11 protein-coding genes and 1 pseudogene are annotated in these 16151 nt (G+C 57.9%); 11 read left to right on the top strand and 1 reads right to left on the bottom strand.

Translation table 11 applies throughout. The features are described 5' to 3' along the window. The first annotated feature begins 33 nt into the window (after positions 1 to 33). The 6 genes and pseudogenes from FH039_RS01565 to glmM all read left to right on the top strand — a co-directional run bounded on the left by FH039_RS01565 (position 34) and on the right by glmM (position 9225). Positions 34 to 933 carry a carbohydrate ABC transporter permease gene (locus FH039_RS01565; protein WP_139679953.1) on the top strand — a complete coding sequence of 300 codons (900 nt, stop codon included), beginning with the start codon at positions 34 to 36 and terminating at the stop codon, positions 931 to 933. Further along, positions 930 to 2180, top strand: a complete 1251-nt coding sequence (locus FH039_RS01560; protein WP_139679952.1) for an ABC transporter permease subunit — start codon at positions 930 to 932, stop codon at positions 2178 to 2180. Before FH039_RS01565 ends, FH039_RS01560 begins: the two co-directional genes overlap by 4 nt. Before the next feature lie 9 nt (positions 2181 to 2189). Then, the gene (locus tag FH039_RS01555; RefSeq protein ID WP_139679951.1) at positions 2190 to 6239 is read left to right on the top strand and encodes a glucodextranase DOMON-like domain-containing protein; all 4050 of its coding nucleotides are present in this window, start codon (positions 2190 to 2192) and stop codon (positions 6237 to 6239) included. Between the two features lie 30 nt (positions 6240 to 6269). After that, positions 6270 to 7387: pseudogene (locus tag FH039_RS01550) on the top strand (ABC transporter ATP-binding protein). 33 nt (positions 7388 to 7420) lie between these two features. Next, positions 7421 to 7825, top strand: coding sequence for a UPF0146 family protein (locus FH039_RS01545; protein ID WP_139679950.1), 405 nt, complete (start codon positions 7421 to 7423; stop codon positions 7823 to 7825). A gap of 29 nt (positions 7826 to 7854) precedes the next feature. Next, positions 7855 to 9225: a phosphoglucosamine mutase gene (gene glmM / locus FH039_RS01540; RefSeq protein ID WP_139679949.1), complete on the top strand. Its 1371-nt coding sequence runs from the start codon at positions 7855 to 7857 to the stop codon at positions 9223 to 9225. Here glmM and FH039_RS01535 read toward each other — a convergent pair. Further along, on the bottom strand, positions 9222 to 10037 hold the full coding sequence (locus FH039_RS01535) for an MBL fold metallo-hydrolase (protein ID WP_139679948.1): 816 nt from the start codon (positions 10035 to 10037) through the stop codon (positions 9222 to 9224). The genes glmM and FH039_RS01535 overlap by 4 nt on opposite strands. Positions 10038 to 10327: 290 nt before the next feature. Between FH039_RS01535 and FH039_RS01530 the strand changes: the two genes are divergently transcribed. The 5 genes from FH039_RS01530 (at position 10328) to FH039_RS01510 (ending at position 16012) form a co-directional block, all read left to right on the top strand. Further along, the gene (locus FH039_RS01530) at positions 10328 to 12202 is read left to right on the top strand and encodes an OPT family oligopeptide transporter (RefSeq protein WP_139679947.1); all 1875 of its coding nucleotides are present in this window, start codon (positions 10328 to 10330) and stop codon (positions 12200 to 12202) included. Positions 12203 to 12253: 51 nt separating this feature from the next. Continuing rightward, entirely contained in the window at positions 12254 to 12589 is a 336-nt protein-coding gene (locus FH039_RS01525) for a PqqD family protein (RefSeq protein ID WP_139679946.1), read from the top strand. 13 nt (positions 12590 to 12602) lie between these two features. Beyond that, complete coding sequence (locus FH039_RS01520; protein WP_139681548.1) at positions 12603 to 13871, top strand: M20 family metallo-hydrolase; 1269 nt, start codon at positions 12603 to 12605, stop codon at positions 13869 to 13871. Positions 13872 to 13958: 87 nt separating this feature from the next. Then, on the top strand, positions 13959 to 15239 hold the full coding sequence (locus FH039_RS01515; RefSeq protein ID WP_139679945.1) for a serpin family protein: 1281 nt from the start codon (positions 13959 to 13961) through the stop codon (positions 15237 to 15239). 29 nt (positions 15240 to 15268) lie between these two features. After that, a complete protein-coding gene (locus tag FH039_RS01510) occupies positions 15269 to 16012 on the top strand; it encodes a methyltransferase domain-containing protein (RefSeq protein WP_139679944.1) in 744 nt (247 codons plus the stop codon). Positions 16013 to 16151 lie beyond the last annotated feature (139 nt).

Below are 16151 nucleotides of genomic sequence, written 5' to 3'. Positions count from 1 at the left end.
TCTCCTTTTTCATACCTTTTTGGAGGGATTGGAATGAAAAAGACCACGACCATTGCTCTGTTCCTAATCCTGCCTGGAATGGCAGCGTTCCTGTTTTTCAACCTGTGGCCGATAATATACTCGATATACCTCGCATTCACCAACGCCCAGCTCGGCAACTTTCCGGTTCAGGCCCCGGACGCCCCGCAGCTCCAGTTCGTCGGCTTGGAGAACTTCCGCTGGATACTCGGCGACAAAACGTTCAGGAGCGCTTTCCTGTGGACGTGGATATTCGTCGTGACCAGCGTCACCCTGAAGGTTCTCGCGGGGATCGTTCTCAGCCTGCTCTACAACAGCAGGTACGTGAAGGGCAAGATGATATACCGCTCGCTCCTGATAATCCCCTGGGCGCTGCCGCTCCTCTTCTCCGTTACCGTCTGGAAGTTCATGTTCGACCCGATATTCGGGCCGATAAACCAGCTGCTTAAATCCATCGGGGTTCAAAATCTCCCCAACTGGATCAACGACCCCATGTGGGGCTTTCTCGCGCTCAACATAATCGAGGTGTGGCTCGCGTACCCGTTCATGATAACCGTCATCACGGCGGCGCTCCAGTCCGTGCCGGACACGCTCGTTGAGGCGGCGATAATAGACGGCGCCAGCTACTGGCAGAGGGTAAGGCACGTTGTCCTCCCGATAGTCGGTAAACCGATAGCCTTCGCGACCATACTCACCAGCGCGGCCAGCTTCCAGTACTTCATGGTGCCCTACATCTACAACGCGGGCCTGTTCGAGGACAAGTTCATACTGCTCTACGGTTTCAGGAAGGCCTTCGGAGCCAGCCCCCACTACGGAAAGGCAGCGGCGATAATGATAATCGCCACGCTCGTGCTTGCCGTGTACATGTACGTTAACGTCAGGATAACCAGGCTTCAGGAGGGTGCCAAGGGATGATGGGAAGGCGCAAAGGGGAGGTCGTCAGGAGCTTCCTCCTGACCCTGCTGGCTATCTTCGTCATGTTCATCATACTCTTCCCGGTCTACTACATCTTCGTCGTCTCAATAAGCCCCGGCTCAACGCTCGCAACCACGGAGTTCCACCTCATACCGAGGAACGTCAGCCTCGACTCGTACAGGGAGGTGCTCTTTGGATTCTCGGGAAGCAAGCTGAGCGAGAACTTCACGGGAACCATCGAGGGAAGCGCCCACGTTCAGGACGGCCGGCTGTACCTGCTGGAAGGGACGATAAAGGGTGAGGTTAAGTACGGGCCCTTCACAGGATTGGTGTTTGAGATCCCGGTGAAAAACCTGGTTTTCGACGTTTCAACGGACGTCAACGCGCAGGGACAGCTGAAGGGCGAGGTCAAAGGACTCTTCATCCTCACAAGGATAAACGACGACGGCACCGTGGGCTTCGCGATAATGAGGAACGTTGAACTGAAGGGCGGAACCATCGAGGGCACCCACGTCTCGGGCCCGATGGAGAAGTACGTCGTCGCCAGGAACAGCGGAACCTTGAGGTTCACCAACATAGGGAAGTTCGTGAACTCCAAGTTCTTCGGCTACCTCAAGAACAGCCTCATCATAGCCACAATAACGGTGCTGCTGACGCTGCTCTTCGTCGTCCCAGCCGCCTACGCATTCTCGCGCATGAAGTTCTTCGGCAGGGAGCACGTGCTCTACTTCTACCTGATGTTTACCCAGGTGGCGGGCGGTCTCGGAATAGCTGGCCTTATAGCCCTCTACGGTATGATAGTCAAGCTGGGCCTCTACGACAAGCTGCCGGTGCTGTCCTTCATCTACGCCGCGGGAAGCGTTCCCTTCAACACCTGGCTGCTCAAGGGGTACATAGACTCCATAAGCCCGGACTTCGACGAGGCTGCCCTGGTGGACGGCGCCAGCTACCTTCAGATAATCAGGCACGTGCTCCTCCCGATGGCCCTTCCAGGAATAGCGACCGTGTCGATATTCGCCTTCATAGGTGGCTGGACGGAGTTCATACTGGCAAGCCTGCTCCTCACGGAGCCAAATCAGCCGCTGTCGGTGTGGATATACCTTCTCCTGGGCGGCATAGGCAGGGGAATAGACTGGAGCTACTTCGCAGCTGCTGCTCTGCTCTTCGCCCTGCCGGTGTTCGTGGCGTTCATGCTCGCCCAGAACTACATAAGGAGCGGTCTTACAGTTGGAGGTCTCAAGGAATGAGGTGATATTATGAGGCGGGTGGTTGCCCTACTCCTAGCAGTTTTGATGGTTGGAAGTTTGATTGGAGCGAACGTCAAGACCGTTGGAGCGGCCGAGCCGAAGCCGCTCAACGTCATAATAGTCTGGCACCAGCACCAGCCCTACTACTACGACCCGATCCAGGACATCTACACCAGGCCCTGGGTCAGGCTCCACGCGGCCAACAACTACTGGAAGATGGCCTACTACCTGAGCCAGTACCCCGAAGTTCACACCACCATTGACCTCTCCGGCTCGCTCATAGCCCAGCTGGCAGACTACATGCACGGCAAGAAGGACACCTACCAGATAATCACCGAGAAGATAGCCAGCGGCGAGCCGCTCACCGTTGACGAGAAGTGGTTCATGCTCCAGGCACCGGGAGGGTTCTTCGACCACACGATTCCCTGGAACGGTGAGCCGATAACCGACCCCAGCGGCAACCCGATAAGGGACTTCTGGAACCGCTACACGGAGCTGAAGGACAAGATGCAGGCCGCGAAGGCCAAATACGCGAACTTACCGCTCGAGGAGCAGAAGGCGGCCGTAACCAACGAGTTCACCGAGCAGGACTACATAGACCTGGCGGTTCTCTTCAACCTCGCCTGGATAGACTACGGCTACATAATGAGCAACCCCGAGCTCAAGGCCCTCTACGACAAGGTGGACGAAGGTGGTTACACGAGGGAGGACGTTAAAACGGTTCTCGACGCCCAGCTCTGGCTCCTCAACCACACCTTCGAGGAGCACGAGAAGATAAACCTCCTTCTCGGCAACGGCAACGTTGAAGTTACGGTAGTCCCCTACGCCCACCCCATAGGCCCGATACTCAACGACTTCGGCTGGGAGAGCGACTTCGACGGCCAGGTGAAGAAGGCGGACGAGCTGTACAGGGAATACCTCGGAAACGGAACCGCTGTCCCGGTCGGGGGCTGGGCCGCTGAGAGTGCCCTCAACGACAAAACTCTCGAAATACTCGCCGAGAACGGCTGGACCTGGGTCATGACCGACCAGCTCGTCCTCGACAGGCTCGGCGTCGATAAGACCGTCGAGAACTACTACAAGCCCTGGGTGGCCGAGTTCAACGGGAAGAAGATCTACCTCTTCCCGCGCGACCACGCTCTCAGCGACCGCGTTGGCTTCACCTACGCCGGAATGAACCAGTACCAGGCCGTTGATGACTTCGTGAACGAGCTCCTCAAGCTCCAGAAGGAGAACTACGACGGTTCCCTGGTTTACGTGGTCACGCTCGACGGTGAGAACCCGTGGGAGCACTACCCCTACGACGGCAAGCTCTTCCTGAACGAGCTTTACAAGAAGCTGACCGAGCTCCAGGAGCAGGGGCTGATAAGGACCCTCACCCCGAGCGAGTACATCCAGCTCTACGGGGACGAGGCCAACAAGCTCGCGCCAAAGATGATGGAGAGGCTTGACCTCACCGGCGACAAAGTTAACGCCCTCCTCAAGGCCCAGAGCCTCGGCGACCTCTACGACACCATCGGCGTTAAGGAGGAGATGCAGTGGCCCGAGAGCAGCTGGATAGACGGAACACTATCCACCTGGATAGGAGAGCCCCAGGAGAACTACGGCTGGTACTTGCTCTACCTGGCGAGAAAGACCCTCATGGAGAAGAAAGGTGAGATGAGCCAGGCGGACTGGGAGAAGGCCCACGAGTACCTGCTCCGCGCCGAGGCGAGCGACTGGTTCTGGTGGTACGGAAGCGACCAGAACAGCGGCCAGGACTACACCTTCGACCGCTACCTCAAGACGTACCTCTACGAGATGTACAAGCTGGCAGGAGTCGAGCCGCCGAGCTACCTCTTCGGCAACTACTTCCCGGACGGCGAGCCCTACGTCACCAGGGCCCTCGACGGCCTTAAGGAGGGCGAAATGAAGAACTACTCCAGCATGTCGTCCCTATCGGACGGCGTGAGCGTTTACTTCGACGGCGATGGGCTGCACTTCATCGTTAAGGGCGACCTCAACGAGTTCGAGGTGAGCATCTGGGAGAAGGGTGAACGCGTTGGAAACACCTTCACCCTGCTCCAGGAGAGGCCGAGCGAGCTCAGGTACTCGATGTTCCCGTTCTCAGCGGACAGCGTTGGACTGCTCATAACCAAGCACATCGTCTATGAGAACGGCAAAGCCGAGATATACAAGGCCACCGACTATGAGAAGAGCGAGAAGCTGGGAGAGCCGACGGTTAGGGACGTCGAGGGCGGTAGGGAGGTAATCGTTCCCTTCGAGTACCTTGAGAACCCGAGCGACTTCTACTTCGCGGTCTCGACCGTCAAGGACAACAGGCTCGAGGTCATAAGCACCCCCGTCGAGCTCAAGCTCCCGACCGAGGTCAAGGGAGTCGTCATAGCGGACATAACCGACCCGGAGGGGGACGACCACGGACCGGGAACCTACACCTACCCAACGGACGGGGTCTTCGTCGAGGGAGCCTTTGACCTCCTCCGCTTCAGGATGCTCGAGCAGACTGACAGCTACGTGATGGAGTTCTACTTCAAGGATCTCGGAGGCAACCCGTGGAACGGACCAAACGGCTTCAGCCTCCAGATAATCGAGGTCTACCTGGACTTCAAGGACGGCGGCAACAGCACCGCCATTAAGATGTTCCCCGATGGACCCGGAGCCAACGTCAACCTCGACCCGAACCATCCCTGGGACGTCGCCTTCAGGATTGCCGGATGGGACTATGGAAATCTCATCATTCTCCCGAACGGAACCGTTTACCAGGGTGAGATGCAGATTTCAGCTGACCCCGTCAAGAACGCGGTGATAGTGAAAGTCCCGAAGAAGTACATTGCCATAAACGAGGACTACGGCCTCTGGGGAGACGTCCTCGTCGGCTCGCAGGACGGCTACGGCCCGGACAAGTGGAGAACGGTGGCCGTGGATGCAGAGCAGTGGAAGCTCGGCGGCGCAGACCCACAGGCGGTCATAAACGGCGTGACCCCGCGCGTCCTTGATGAGCTGGTTCCGCAGGGCTTTGAACCGACCCAGGAGGAGCAGTTAAGCTCCTACGACGCAAATGACATGAAGCTCGCCACGGTCAGGGCCATTCCGCTCCTCAAGCAGGGCATAGTCGTGAGCGACCCGGAGGGGGACGACCACGGACCGGGAACCTACACCTACCCAACGGACGGGGTCTTCAAGCCGGGAGTCTTCGACCTGCTCAAGTTCAAGATGACCGAGGGCGACGATGACTGGACCCTCGAATTCTACTTCAGGGATCTCGGCGGCAACCCCTGGAACGGTCCAAACGGCTTCAGCCTCCAGATAATCGAAGCGTACTTCGACTTCAGAGACGGCGGAAACATCTCGGCGATAAAGATGTTCCCGGACGGGCCCGGAAGCAACGTCCAGCTCGACCCGCACCACCCGTGGGACGTGGCCCTCAGAATCGCGGGATGGGACTACGGGAACCTCATCATCCTCCCGAACGGAACCGTTTACCAGGGTGAGATGCAGATTTCAGCCGACCCAGTCAAGAACGCCATAATAGTCAAGGTTCCGAAGAAGTACCTGCCGAACGTTAGGGAGTACGGGCTCTATGCAGCTGTCATCACAGGCTCCCAGGACGGTTACGGCCCAGACAAGTGGAGGCCGGTTGCAGTCGAGGCGGAACAGTGGAAGCTTGGAGGGGCCGAGGCAGACGCGGTCATAAACGGAGTGGCACCGAGGGTGGTTGATGAGCTCGTTCCAGCTGGCTTCAAGCCGACCCAGGAGGAACAGCTGAACAGCTACGACGCCGAGAACATGAAGCTCGCCACCGTGCTCATGATACCGCTCGTCGAGGGCAGCGGCGGGGAGAAGCCGACCCCGACCGAGACCACCACCAGTGAGACGAGTAGTTCGAGCACCACCTCGAGTCCCTCCAGCACCACTTCCCCGTCAAGCACTACCTCGCCTTCGACCACTCCGACCACCAGCAGTCCAACCACCACAACCACCGGCGGTGGAGGAATCTGCGGCCCTGCCGCCCTGGTGGGACTCGCCCTGCTGCCGCTCCTCGCCAGGAGGCGGCGCTGACCTTTCATTTCAAATTTTTGAGGTGATAGAATGGCCGAAGTCAAGCTCATCAACGTCTGGAAGCAGTTTGGGGACTTCACGGCAGTGAGGGAGATGAACCTACACATTAAGGATGGCGAGTTCATGATACTCCTCGGCCCGAGCGGCTGCGGAAAGACGACGACGCTGAGGATGATAGCGGGACTGGAGGAGCCGACGAGAGGGCAGATATACATAGGGGACAGGCTGGTCGCGGACCCGGAGAAGGGAACCTTCGTCCCCCGAAGGACAGGGACATCGCGATGGTCTTCCAGAGCTATGCCTTATACCCCCACATGACTGTCTATGACAACATAGCCTTTCCGCTCAAGCTCAGGAAGGTTCCGAAGCAGGAAATCGACCAGCGCGTCAGGGAAGTCGCGGAGATGCTCGGATTGACCGAACTCCTCAGGAGGAAGCCGAGGGAGCTTTCCGGCGGCCAGAGGCAGCGTGTTGCGCTCGGAAGGGCCATCGTGAGAAAACCGCACGTCTTCCTGATGGACGAGCCGCTGAGCAACCTCGACGCCAAGCTCCGTGTCAAGATGCGTGCCGAGCTGAAGAGGCTCCAGAAGCAGCTCGGGGTCACCACCATCTACGTCACCCACGACCAGGTGGAGGCAATGACGATGGGCGACAGGATAGCGGTCATCAACCAGGGGGTGCTCCAGCAGGTCGGAACTCCCGACGAGGTCTACAACAGACCCGCCAACACCTTCGTCGCGGGCTTCATCGGGGCCCCGCCGATGAACTTCATCGAGGCCACCGTAACGGAGGACGGCTTCGCCGACTTCGGCGAGTTCAGGCTGAAGCTCCTCCCCGACCAGGTGGAGGTTCTGAGGGACAGGGGGCTCCTTGGAAAGGAGGTTACCTTTGGAATCCGTCCCGAGGACCTCTACGACGCGATGTTCGCCCAGGTAAAGATACCGGGCGAGAACATGGCGCGGGCCATGGTGGAGATCATAGAGAACCTAGGAAACGAAAAGATAGTCCACCTGAGGATCGGTGACATAAACTTTCTCGGCGCCTTCCGCTCGGAATCCAAGGTCGTGGAGGGCCAGGAGGTTGACGTGGTCTTCGACATGCGCAAGGTCCACGTCTTCGAGAAGGGAAGCGGAAAGGCGGTATTCTGAAGCTTTTTAAATCCCCTTCTCCCATTTTCTCCCATGGGCATAGAGGACTTCGCCGATTTTCTGGCCAGGGAGGTGCCGAAGGGCAGGATAGCCGAGCTTGGAATAGGCTTCCAGTTCAAAGTGGCGCTCAGACTCAAGGAACTGGGCTACGACGTTCTGGCCGTTGACTGGAACCCGGCGTCCGTCGAGAGGGCGGTGGAGCTCGGCCTGAACGCCGTCAGGGACGACCTCTTCAGCCCGAAGGTGGAGCTCTACGAGGGGGTCGCGGCGCTTTACTCCGTGAGGCCGACCCCGGAGATAGTGCGGCCGATCCTGGGGCTCGGGCGGAAACTCCACGTCCCCGTTTACATCCTCCCGCTCACAGGGGACACCATGCCGAGGACGATGAGGCTCACCAACTTCAGGGGGCTGGCGATATACTCCGCCAAAGGTATTTAAACCGCCTCCCAAGTAGTCATGGTGGTGTTATGAAGCTCTTCGGTACCGCTGGAATTAGAGGCACCCTGTGGGAGAAGGTCACCCCAGAACTCGCGATGAACCTCGGAAAGGCAGTTGGCACGTACATCAACGGAAAAACTGTGGCGGTTGCGAGGGACGGCAGGACGTCGAGCGTAATGCTCCAGAGCGCCCTCATCTCGGGACTCCTCTCAATGGGAACCGAGGTTCTTGATTTCGGTTTGATACCAACGCCCGCTTTAGCGTGGGGAACCCAGGAGTACGGCGACGGGGGAGTCATGATAACGGCGAGCCACAACCCACCGACGGACAACGGAATAAAGGTCTTCAACGGCGATGGAACGGAGTTCTACGTCGAGCAGGAGGAGGAGCTTGAGGAACTCGTTTTCTCCGGAAACTTCAGAAAGGCCGCCTGGAGTGAAATAAAGACCGTAAAAGCCATCGATGTCATCGATGACTACATTGGAGCCGTTCTCGACTTCGTTAATCATGAGACCAATCTCAAAGTTCTCTACGACGGCGCCAACGGCGCGGGAAGCGTTCTGGCCCCCTATCTGCTCCGCGAGATGGGGGCGAAAGTGATGAGCGTGAACGCCCACGTTGACGGCCACTTCCCTGGAAGGAAGCCGGAACCGAGGTACGAGAACATAGCCTACCTAGGGGAGCTGGCGAGGGAGCTTGGAGTTGACCTCGTCATCGCCCAGGACGGCGACGCCGACAGGATAGCGGTGTTCGACGAGAGGGGGAATTACATCAACGAGGACACTGTTATAGCGCTCTTCGCGAAGCTCTACGTGGAGGAACACGGCGGGGGAACGGTCGTCGTTTCCATCGACACCGGCTCAAGGATAGACCACGTCGTTGAGAACGCCGGCGGTAGGGTGGTGAGGATTCCCCTCGGCCAGCCGCACGACGGGATAAAGAGGTACGGGGCAATCTTCGCGGCTGAACCGTGGAAGCTAGTCCACCCGAGGTTCGGGCCGTGGATAGACAGCTTCGTGACCATGGGGCTTCTCATAAAGCTCATGGACGAGCGCGGAAAGCCGCTCTCCCAGATAATCAGGGAGGAGATACCGACCTACTACCTCACCAAGAAGAACGTGAAGTGCCCGGACGAACACAAGAGAGAAGCGATGGAGAGGGCATACAGAGTACTCGAAGAGAAGCTGGGGGCTGATGTTAAGGAAATCCTGACGATCTCCGGCTACCGCCTCCAGCTGAAGGACGGCTCGTGGGTCCTTGTGAGGCCGAGCGGAACGGAGCCGAAGATTCGCGTCGTTGTCGAGGCCCCCAGCGAGAGGAGGCGCGATGAGCTCTTCAAACTGGCCTACGGAACCGTCAGAAAGGCCGTTGAAGAAGCCATGAAAAATAAGAGGGGCTAAACGAACCTCGCGGGTCTGAGAGTTCTCACCGAGATTTCGTTCTTTTCCACCATGACCCTGAAGCCCTCCTTAGCGACGTACGTCTTAACGCCGGTGACGGTTTCTATGTACTTGGCCTCCTTGTAGGGGTTCGCGAAGTGCATCTTCATCCCTATGTGGCTCATCACAAGAACTTCTGGCTTCTCGTTCATTTTCTTGAGCATCATGACGATGTCATCGGTGCTCAGGTGATAGGGTATCCCCATATCCCTAGGCCTCGTCACGGCGGCTATCAGAAGCTTCGAACCATCATGCCACTCTACGAGCTCATCGAAGTAAGCCGTGTCCGGGATGTAGGATATGTCACCGTAGCGGGTCTTCATGCGGAATCCTATCGTCGTGGGGTCTGAGTGTACGGTGGGGGTTATTATCAGCTCTTCATCACCGATGGCTATCTTGCTTCCCGGTTCGGGTATGTGGATGCTCTCAAGGACGTCCATGTGGTACTTGCTGACCGCAGGAGTGTGTGTCTCATCGCCGTACACGACGCTCTTCGATGCTATGAGCATACCCCTCTTTTTCAAAGCCCCGCCTGTCATGGCCTCTATCATGACCTCCGTATCGTTGCAGTGGTCGACGTGCCTGTGGGAGACGAATATTGCGTCCAGCCTCCTCGGGTCGAGCTTGTATCTCCAGGAGCGAACCAGTGCACCCGGCCCCGGGTCAACGTAGATGTTCTTGCTGGCACGAATATGGAACCCACCGGTGGAGCGGAACTGCGTTATGGTGATGAACCTTCCACCACCGCTGCCAAGGAAGGTAATCTCTATCAAACCGCCACCCCCGCTTTCTTTTGCAGACGTAGGAGTATCACTCCAAGAGTATATAAGGCATTGCCCTACAATGCCATGCACTTTCTGGCCACATGTGTATGATTGCAGATCCACACAACTCGACTGGAACACAATGTCCATCAGATGGGAACATACAGGAAGTCCATATAACCTTAGGCAATATAAAAATGTAAAGGTTCGACTTTAGAATTTTAAAAACAAGGACTCGGCAAAATGTTTTTAATTTGATAGTAATCAGTTAATTATGCTCAACCCATGGGGGTGCAGCCATGGAGTTTAAACCGTACATACCGCCCGAAAAGTCTCTGCCGGAGTACACGGTTAAGGCCTTTGTTCTGGGTGTTATTTTATCGATAGTGATGGGTGCAGCAAACGCATACCTCGGGATGTACGCAGGTATGACCGTCAGTGCCAGCATTCCAGCGGCAGTCATATCGATGGCGATACTCTTCGCCTTCAAGGACAGGAACATCCTGGAGAACAACATGGTTCAGACCGCTGCTTCAGCCGGTGAGTCGCTAGCGGCGGGAGTAATCTTCACCTTCCCGGCGCTCGTAGTCCTCGGCTACTACACGACCTTCCCGTACTACATAGTGACAATCATAGCGGCGCTCGGTGGTTCCCTCGGTGCGCTCTTCACCATCGTTCTCAGGAGGGCGTTCATAGTCGAGGAGAAGCTCCCGTACCCCGAGGGTATGGCCTGCGCCGAGGTCCTCATAGCCGGCGAGAGGGGAGGAAGCCACGCCAAACCGATACTCTACGGTGGAATCTTCGGAGGCCTCTTCAAGCTCTTCGGAAGCTCGGGCCTCTGGTCGGGAACCGTTGAGGCCGCCAAGATGGTCGGCTCCCGCGTCTACTACCTTGGAAGCGACCTCTCCGCGGCGCTCATCGCTGTCGGCTACATCGTCGGCCTCAACATAGCCTTCCTTGTCTTCCTCGGAGGCGCCATAGCCTGGTTCATAGCCATCCCAATCTATGCCGGCCAGATGGGTCACACCGACCTCAGCCCGCTCGACCTCGCGTGGACCATATGGAGCACCAAGATCCGCTACATGGGTGTCGGCGCGATGGTCGTCGGTGGTCTCTGGAGCCTCATCAAGCTCAGGAACCCGATAAGGAGGGGCATCAAGGCCGGCCTTGAAGTCGCCAAGAGGAAGCAGTCCGGCGAGGCAATCCTCAGGACCGAGGAGGACCTCCCGCTCAACTACGTGCTGGTGCTCATAGCGGCCTTCGTCGTCCCGCTGTTCCTGCTCTACTTCCACATCATCGGCTCGGTGGGAATCGCGGCAATAATGGCGGTGATACTCCTCATCGTCGGCTTCCTCGGAAGCTCGATAGCCGGCTACCTCGCGGGTGTCGTCGGTTCATCCAACAACCCGGTCTCGGGAATCACCATCATGAGCCTGCTCTTCACCGCCTTCGCCCTCAAGGCCCTCGGCCTCAGCGGGATGGAGGGCATGGCGGCGACCATACTCGTCGCGGCCGTTATCTGTACGGCAGCAGCAATAGCAGGTGACACCATGCAGGACCTCGCCACCGGTTACATGGTCGGCGCCACCCCCAAGAGGCAGCAGGTATTCGAGATGGTCGGAACCTTCTTCGCCGCCCTCGTCATGGCCCCGGTCCTCAACCTGCTCATCCAGGCCTACGGTATAGCGGGAACCCCAACCGCCAAGGAAAACGCTCTCGCCGCCCCGCAGGCCTTCCTCATGGCCAAGGTCACCGAGGGTGTCTTCACCGGCAACCTCGAGTGGAACATGATATACATAGGCGCTGGAATAGCCATAGCACTCATAATCCTCGACGAGATACTCGCCATGAAGGGCTCCAAGTTCAGGACCCCAGTCATGCCGGTCGCGGTCGGTATCTACCTGCCGCTCAGCCTCGGCGTTCCGATATTCATCGGCGGTCTCGTCAAGCACTTCGTCACCAAGTCCAGGAACGAAGAAGGGGAGAACCCGACCGACCCGGGCGTCCTCGGCGCCGCGGGACTCATCGCCGGTGAGGCCCTCATGGGCATATTCTTCGCAGCCCTCATCGTTGCAGGCGTGGCACCGAGCTCGGGCTTCAGCAGCAACATCCTGGGAGTTATCCTCCTTGCAGGAATAGCGCTCTGGCTCTACATGACGGGCAGGAAGAAGTGATTTCCCCTTTTCTTTCCCAACCTTTAAATTTTGAACGCCGGAGGAATGAGCATGGAAGAGTACATGAACCTCGTTCCAGTGCGCAACGAGAAGATCGAGCTGAGGAAGATCGAAGGGAGGTACTACCTCCTGATTCCCATGGACTCAAAGCTGGACTTTCTGGCCAGGAGGCTCCACGGGGACTACAGGAGGATAGAGCTCGATGAGATGGGGGCCTACACGTGGGAGCTGTGTGACGGCAGGAGAACGGTGAAGGAGATAGGCAAGGCCCTGAAGGCACGCTTTGGGGAGAACGCGGAGCCCCTCTACGAGCGCCTGGTGACGTTTCTTTTCGAGCTGGCGAAGAGATATCTGATTGAGTTTAAAAGAACGAATGAATTAGAGTGAGGTGGTGATAACCATGAGCGAAGCCCTTGAGAAGGTCTCGCAGGAGATTGAGAAGCTCCAGGACGAGATGGTGAAGGCCCTCGTCGAACTGATCAAGATACCCGCCATAAGCCCGGACTACGGCTACGAGGGCGAGTACGACAAGGCGCAGAAGCTGCTTGAGATAATAAAAGACTGGCCCTTCGACAAGGTCGAGGTCTACAACGCACCAGATGAGAGGGCGAAAAATGGAGTCAGACCGAGCATTCTCGCCTACTACTACGGCCAGAACGGTGAGAAGAGCCCGCGGATATGGATCCTCACCCACATAGACGTCGTTCCGCCCGGGGACATGAGCAAGTGGACGGTCACCGAGCCCTTCAAGCCGGTCGTCAAGGACGGGAAGGTCTACGGCAGGGGAAGCGAGGACAACGGGCAGAGCCTTGTGGCTTCCCTCTACGCGGTAAAGGCAATGATGAACCTCGGGATAAGGCCGAAGCGGACCGTCATCCTGGCTTTCGTCAGCGACGAAGAGACCGGGAGCAAGTACGGCGTCGAGTGGCTCATGAGGGAGCACCCGGAGCTGTTCAGGAAGGACGACCTGGTTCTCGTCCCGGACGGCGGAAACGAGGAGGGCACCTTCATCGAAGTCGCCGAGAAGAGCATCCTCTGGCTCAGGGTCAAGGTCAGGGGCAAGCAGGTTCACGCCAGCATGCCCGACAAAGGCCTGAACGCCCACCGCGTCGCCCTCGACTTCGCCTACCACCTCGACAAGCTGCTCCATGAGAAGTACGGCGAGAGGGACGAGCTGTTCGACCCGCCGGAGAGCACCTTCGAGCCGACGATGGTTCGCGGCCCGGCCGACAGCCCGAACATAGCACCGGGTGAGCACGAGGTCGTCTTCGACTGCAGGATTCTGCCGAGGTACAGCATAGACGATATCCTTGCCGACGCCGAGAGGCTGGCCGAGGAGGTCAGGGAGAAGTACAGGAAGGAGTTCGACGGCGAAGTTCTGCCGGAGATAGAGTTCGAGATCCTCCAGCGCATGGACGCCCCGACCCCAACCGACCCGAACAGCGAGATAGTGAAGCTCCTCCAGGAGGCGCTCAGGAAGCTCCGCGGAAAGGAAGCCAAGGTCGGAGGAATAGGAGGCGGAACCTTCGCGGCCTACTTCAGGAAGCTTGGAATTCCGGCCGTCGTCTGGGCGACGCTCGATGAAACCGCCCACCAGCCCAACGAGTACGCCTGGATAAAGAACATGGTTGAGGACGCCAAGGTCATGGCCGCCCTGGCTCTTCTCTGACCCTTCTTCCCATTTTGTTTCAAACTCGATTGAAACCATCGCCAGCCATTTATATCATCCCGCCCAAGATAACCCAGGGTGAACCGCATGAGGTACGTACTGGCGGCCATTCTTATATTCATTGTCGTTGCGTCCGGCTGTATAGCCAATGGAGGCGGTGGAACGTCAACGGTTCCTCCGGATTCCTCGAGCAAAACGTTCACTCCCCCGATGACCAAGTACGATGTTCTGGAGGAGGGGCAGGAAAGGCCGGTCGTTGAGGGCCTGAACGCCTTTGCCTTCGAACTCTACCGCGAGCTGAGCGCGGAGGGAGGGAACGTATTCTTCTCGCCCTACAGCGTGGAGGTTGCCCTGGCGATGGCCTACGAGGGAGCCAACGGAACGACGAGGGAGGAGATGGAAAAAGTCCTGCATCTGCCGGGGAACGATGAGGTTAGGTGGACGGGCTTCAGATACCTGGTGCTCTCCCTGAATCCATCGGACGGGCCCTACGTCCTCAGCACCGCCAACGCGCTCTGGGTGCAGAAGGAGTACCCGGTGAACGGGCGGTACCTCTGGATAATCAGGGAGTTCTACACGGGCGACGTGAGGAGCGTTGATTTCGTTAAAGACCCGGACGGAGCGGCGGAGGAGATAAACCGCTGGGCCGAGGAACAGACGAGGGGCAGGATAAGGGACCTGATTCCAAGGGGCGCGCTGAACGAGTACACGAGGCTCGTGATAACGAACGCAATCTACTTTAAGGCAAACTGGTCGAGCAGGTTCGACCCGAGGGACACGGCCAACGAGAGCTTCACCCTCGCCTCGGGCGAGAAAATAACCGCCCCCATGATGCACCAGAGGGCAACCTTCAACTACACCGAGAACGACGAGCTCCAGGCCCTCGAGATGCCCTACGAAGGGGGAAGGCTGAGCATGCTCATCATACTGCCCAGGGATAACTCCCCATCCGGCATCGAGGGGAAGCTCACGCCGGAGTTCATCCGGGAGCTCAGGGGGAGCATGAAGCCGGAGTTCGTTGACGTGACGGTTCCGAAGTTCAGGTTTGAGAAAAGCTACTCGTTAAAGAAGCCGCTCATCGACATGGGCATGGAGAAGGCCTTCAGCGACGGGGCGAACTTCTCGGGAATCACCGATGCCGAGAGGCTCTTTATAAGCGACGTGATACACAAGACCTTCATAAGCGTCGCCGAGAACGGCACCGAGGCGGCCGCGGCGACGGCTGTTATAGTTTTCGCCGCCTCTGCACCGAGGGAGGAGCCGGAGTACAAAGTCTTCAGGGCAGACCACCCGTTCCTGTTCCTGATCATCGATAGGGAAACCGGAGCGGTGCTCTTCATGGGCAGGCTGGTGGATCCGAGGGAATGAGCTTTTAAGCCCCATCTCCAACTTTTTCCATGCCAGCCTGGAAGGACGGAAAACTGGGACTGCCGGTAAAAGAGGCCGTGAAGCTGTTTCCGGAGCTGAAAGAATACCTCGACGAGCGCGGAAGGCTTGACCTCTCGAACAGGGAAGCGAGGATACTGTACAACAAAGCCATAGCGAAGGCCCTCTTTGGGTTGGAGATAGAGTACCACCCGCGCGGGCTCGTGACTACCCCAGTTTCGCGATACCTCTTCATTAAGACCTTCCTGCGTGGGGGCGAGAGGGTTCTGGAAATTGGAACCGGCCATACCGCCATGATGGCACTCATGGCTGAGAAGCTCTTCAACTGCGACGTTACCGCCACGGAGCTCGACGAGGAGTTCTTCGCCTACGCAAAGGCCAACATAAGGAGAAACGGAGCGAAGGTCAGGCTGATCAAGAGCGACGGTGGAATAATCAGGGGAGTGGTCCCGGAAGGGGAAAAGTTCGACGTAATCTTTTCCGCCCCGCCCTACTACGAGAGGCCGACGAGGGGCGTTTTGACAGAGAGGGAAGGCGTTGGGGGAGGGGAACACGGCGAGGCCTTCTCGGTGAGGCTTATCGAGGAGGCTCTGGACTATTTGAAGCCCGGCGGCAAGGCTGCCCTATTCCTTCCGGACAAGAAGCCGCTGATAGAGGCCATAGAGGAAAAGGGGAAAGAGTTAGGCTACTCAGTAAGGGACGTGAAGTTCAGGGCCGGAACGCGGTGGAGGCACAGTTTGATGCTTGAGCTATAATCGGTCGTTATGGCGACCAGAACTCCCGTGATTTCGGCCGTTCAAACGACCAAATAAAAAAGGATTTCGGTCGGGACTCGGACCCTTTTTCTCATCATTCAGCTGCCGGGTTCAGTGGAGGTGCATTCTCCTCATCGTC

It is taken from the genome of Thermococcus indicus (genome assembly GCF_006274605.1).
In the GTDB taxonomy this organism is placed as follows: domain Archaea; phylum Methanobacteriota_B; class Thermococci; order Thermococcales; family Thermococcaceae; genus Thermococcus; species Thermococcus indicus.
Note: the sequence above shows the minus strand (reverse complement) of the source record. Positions and strands in the feature narration are given on the sequence as shown.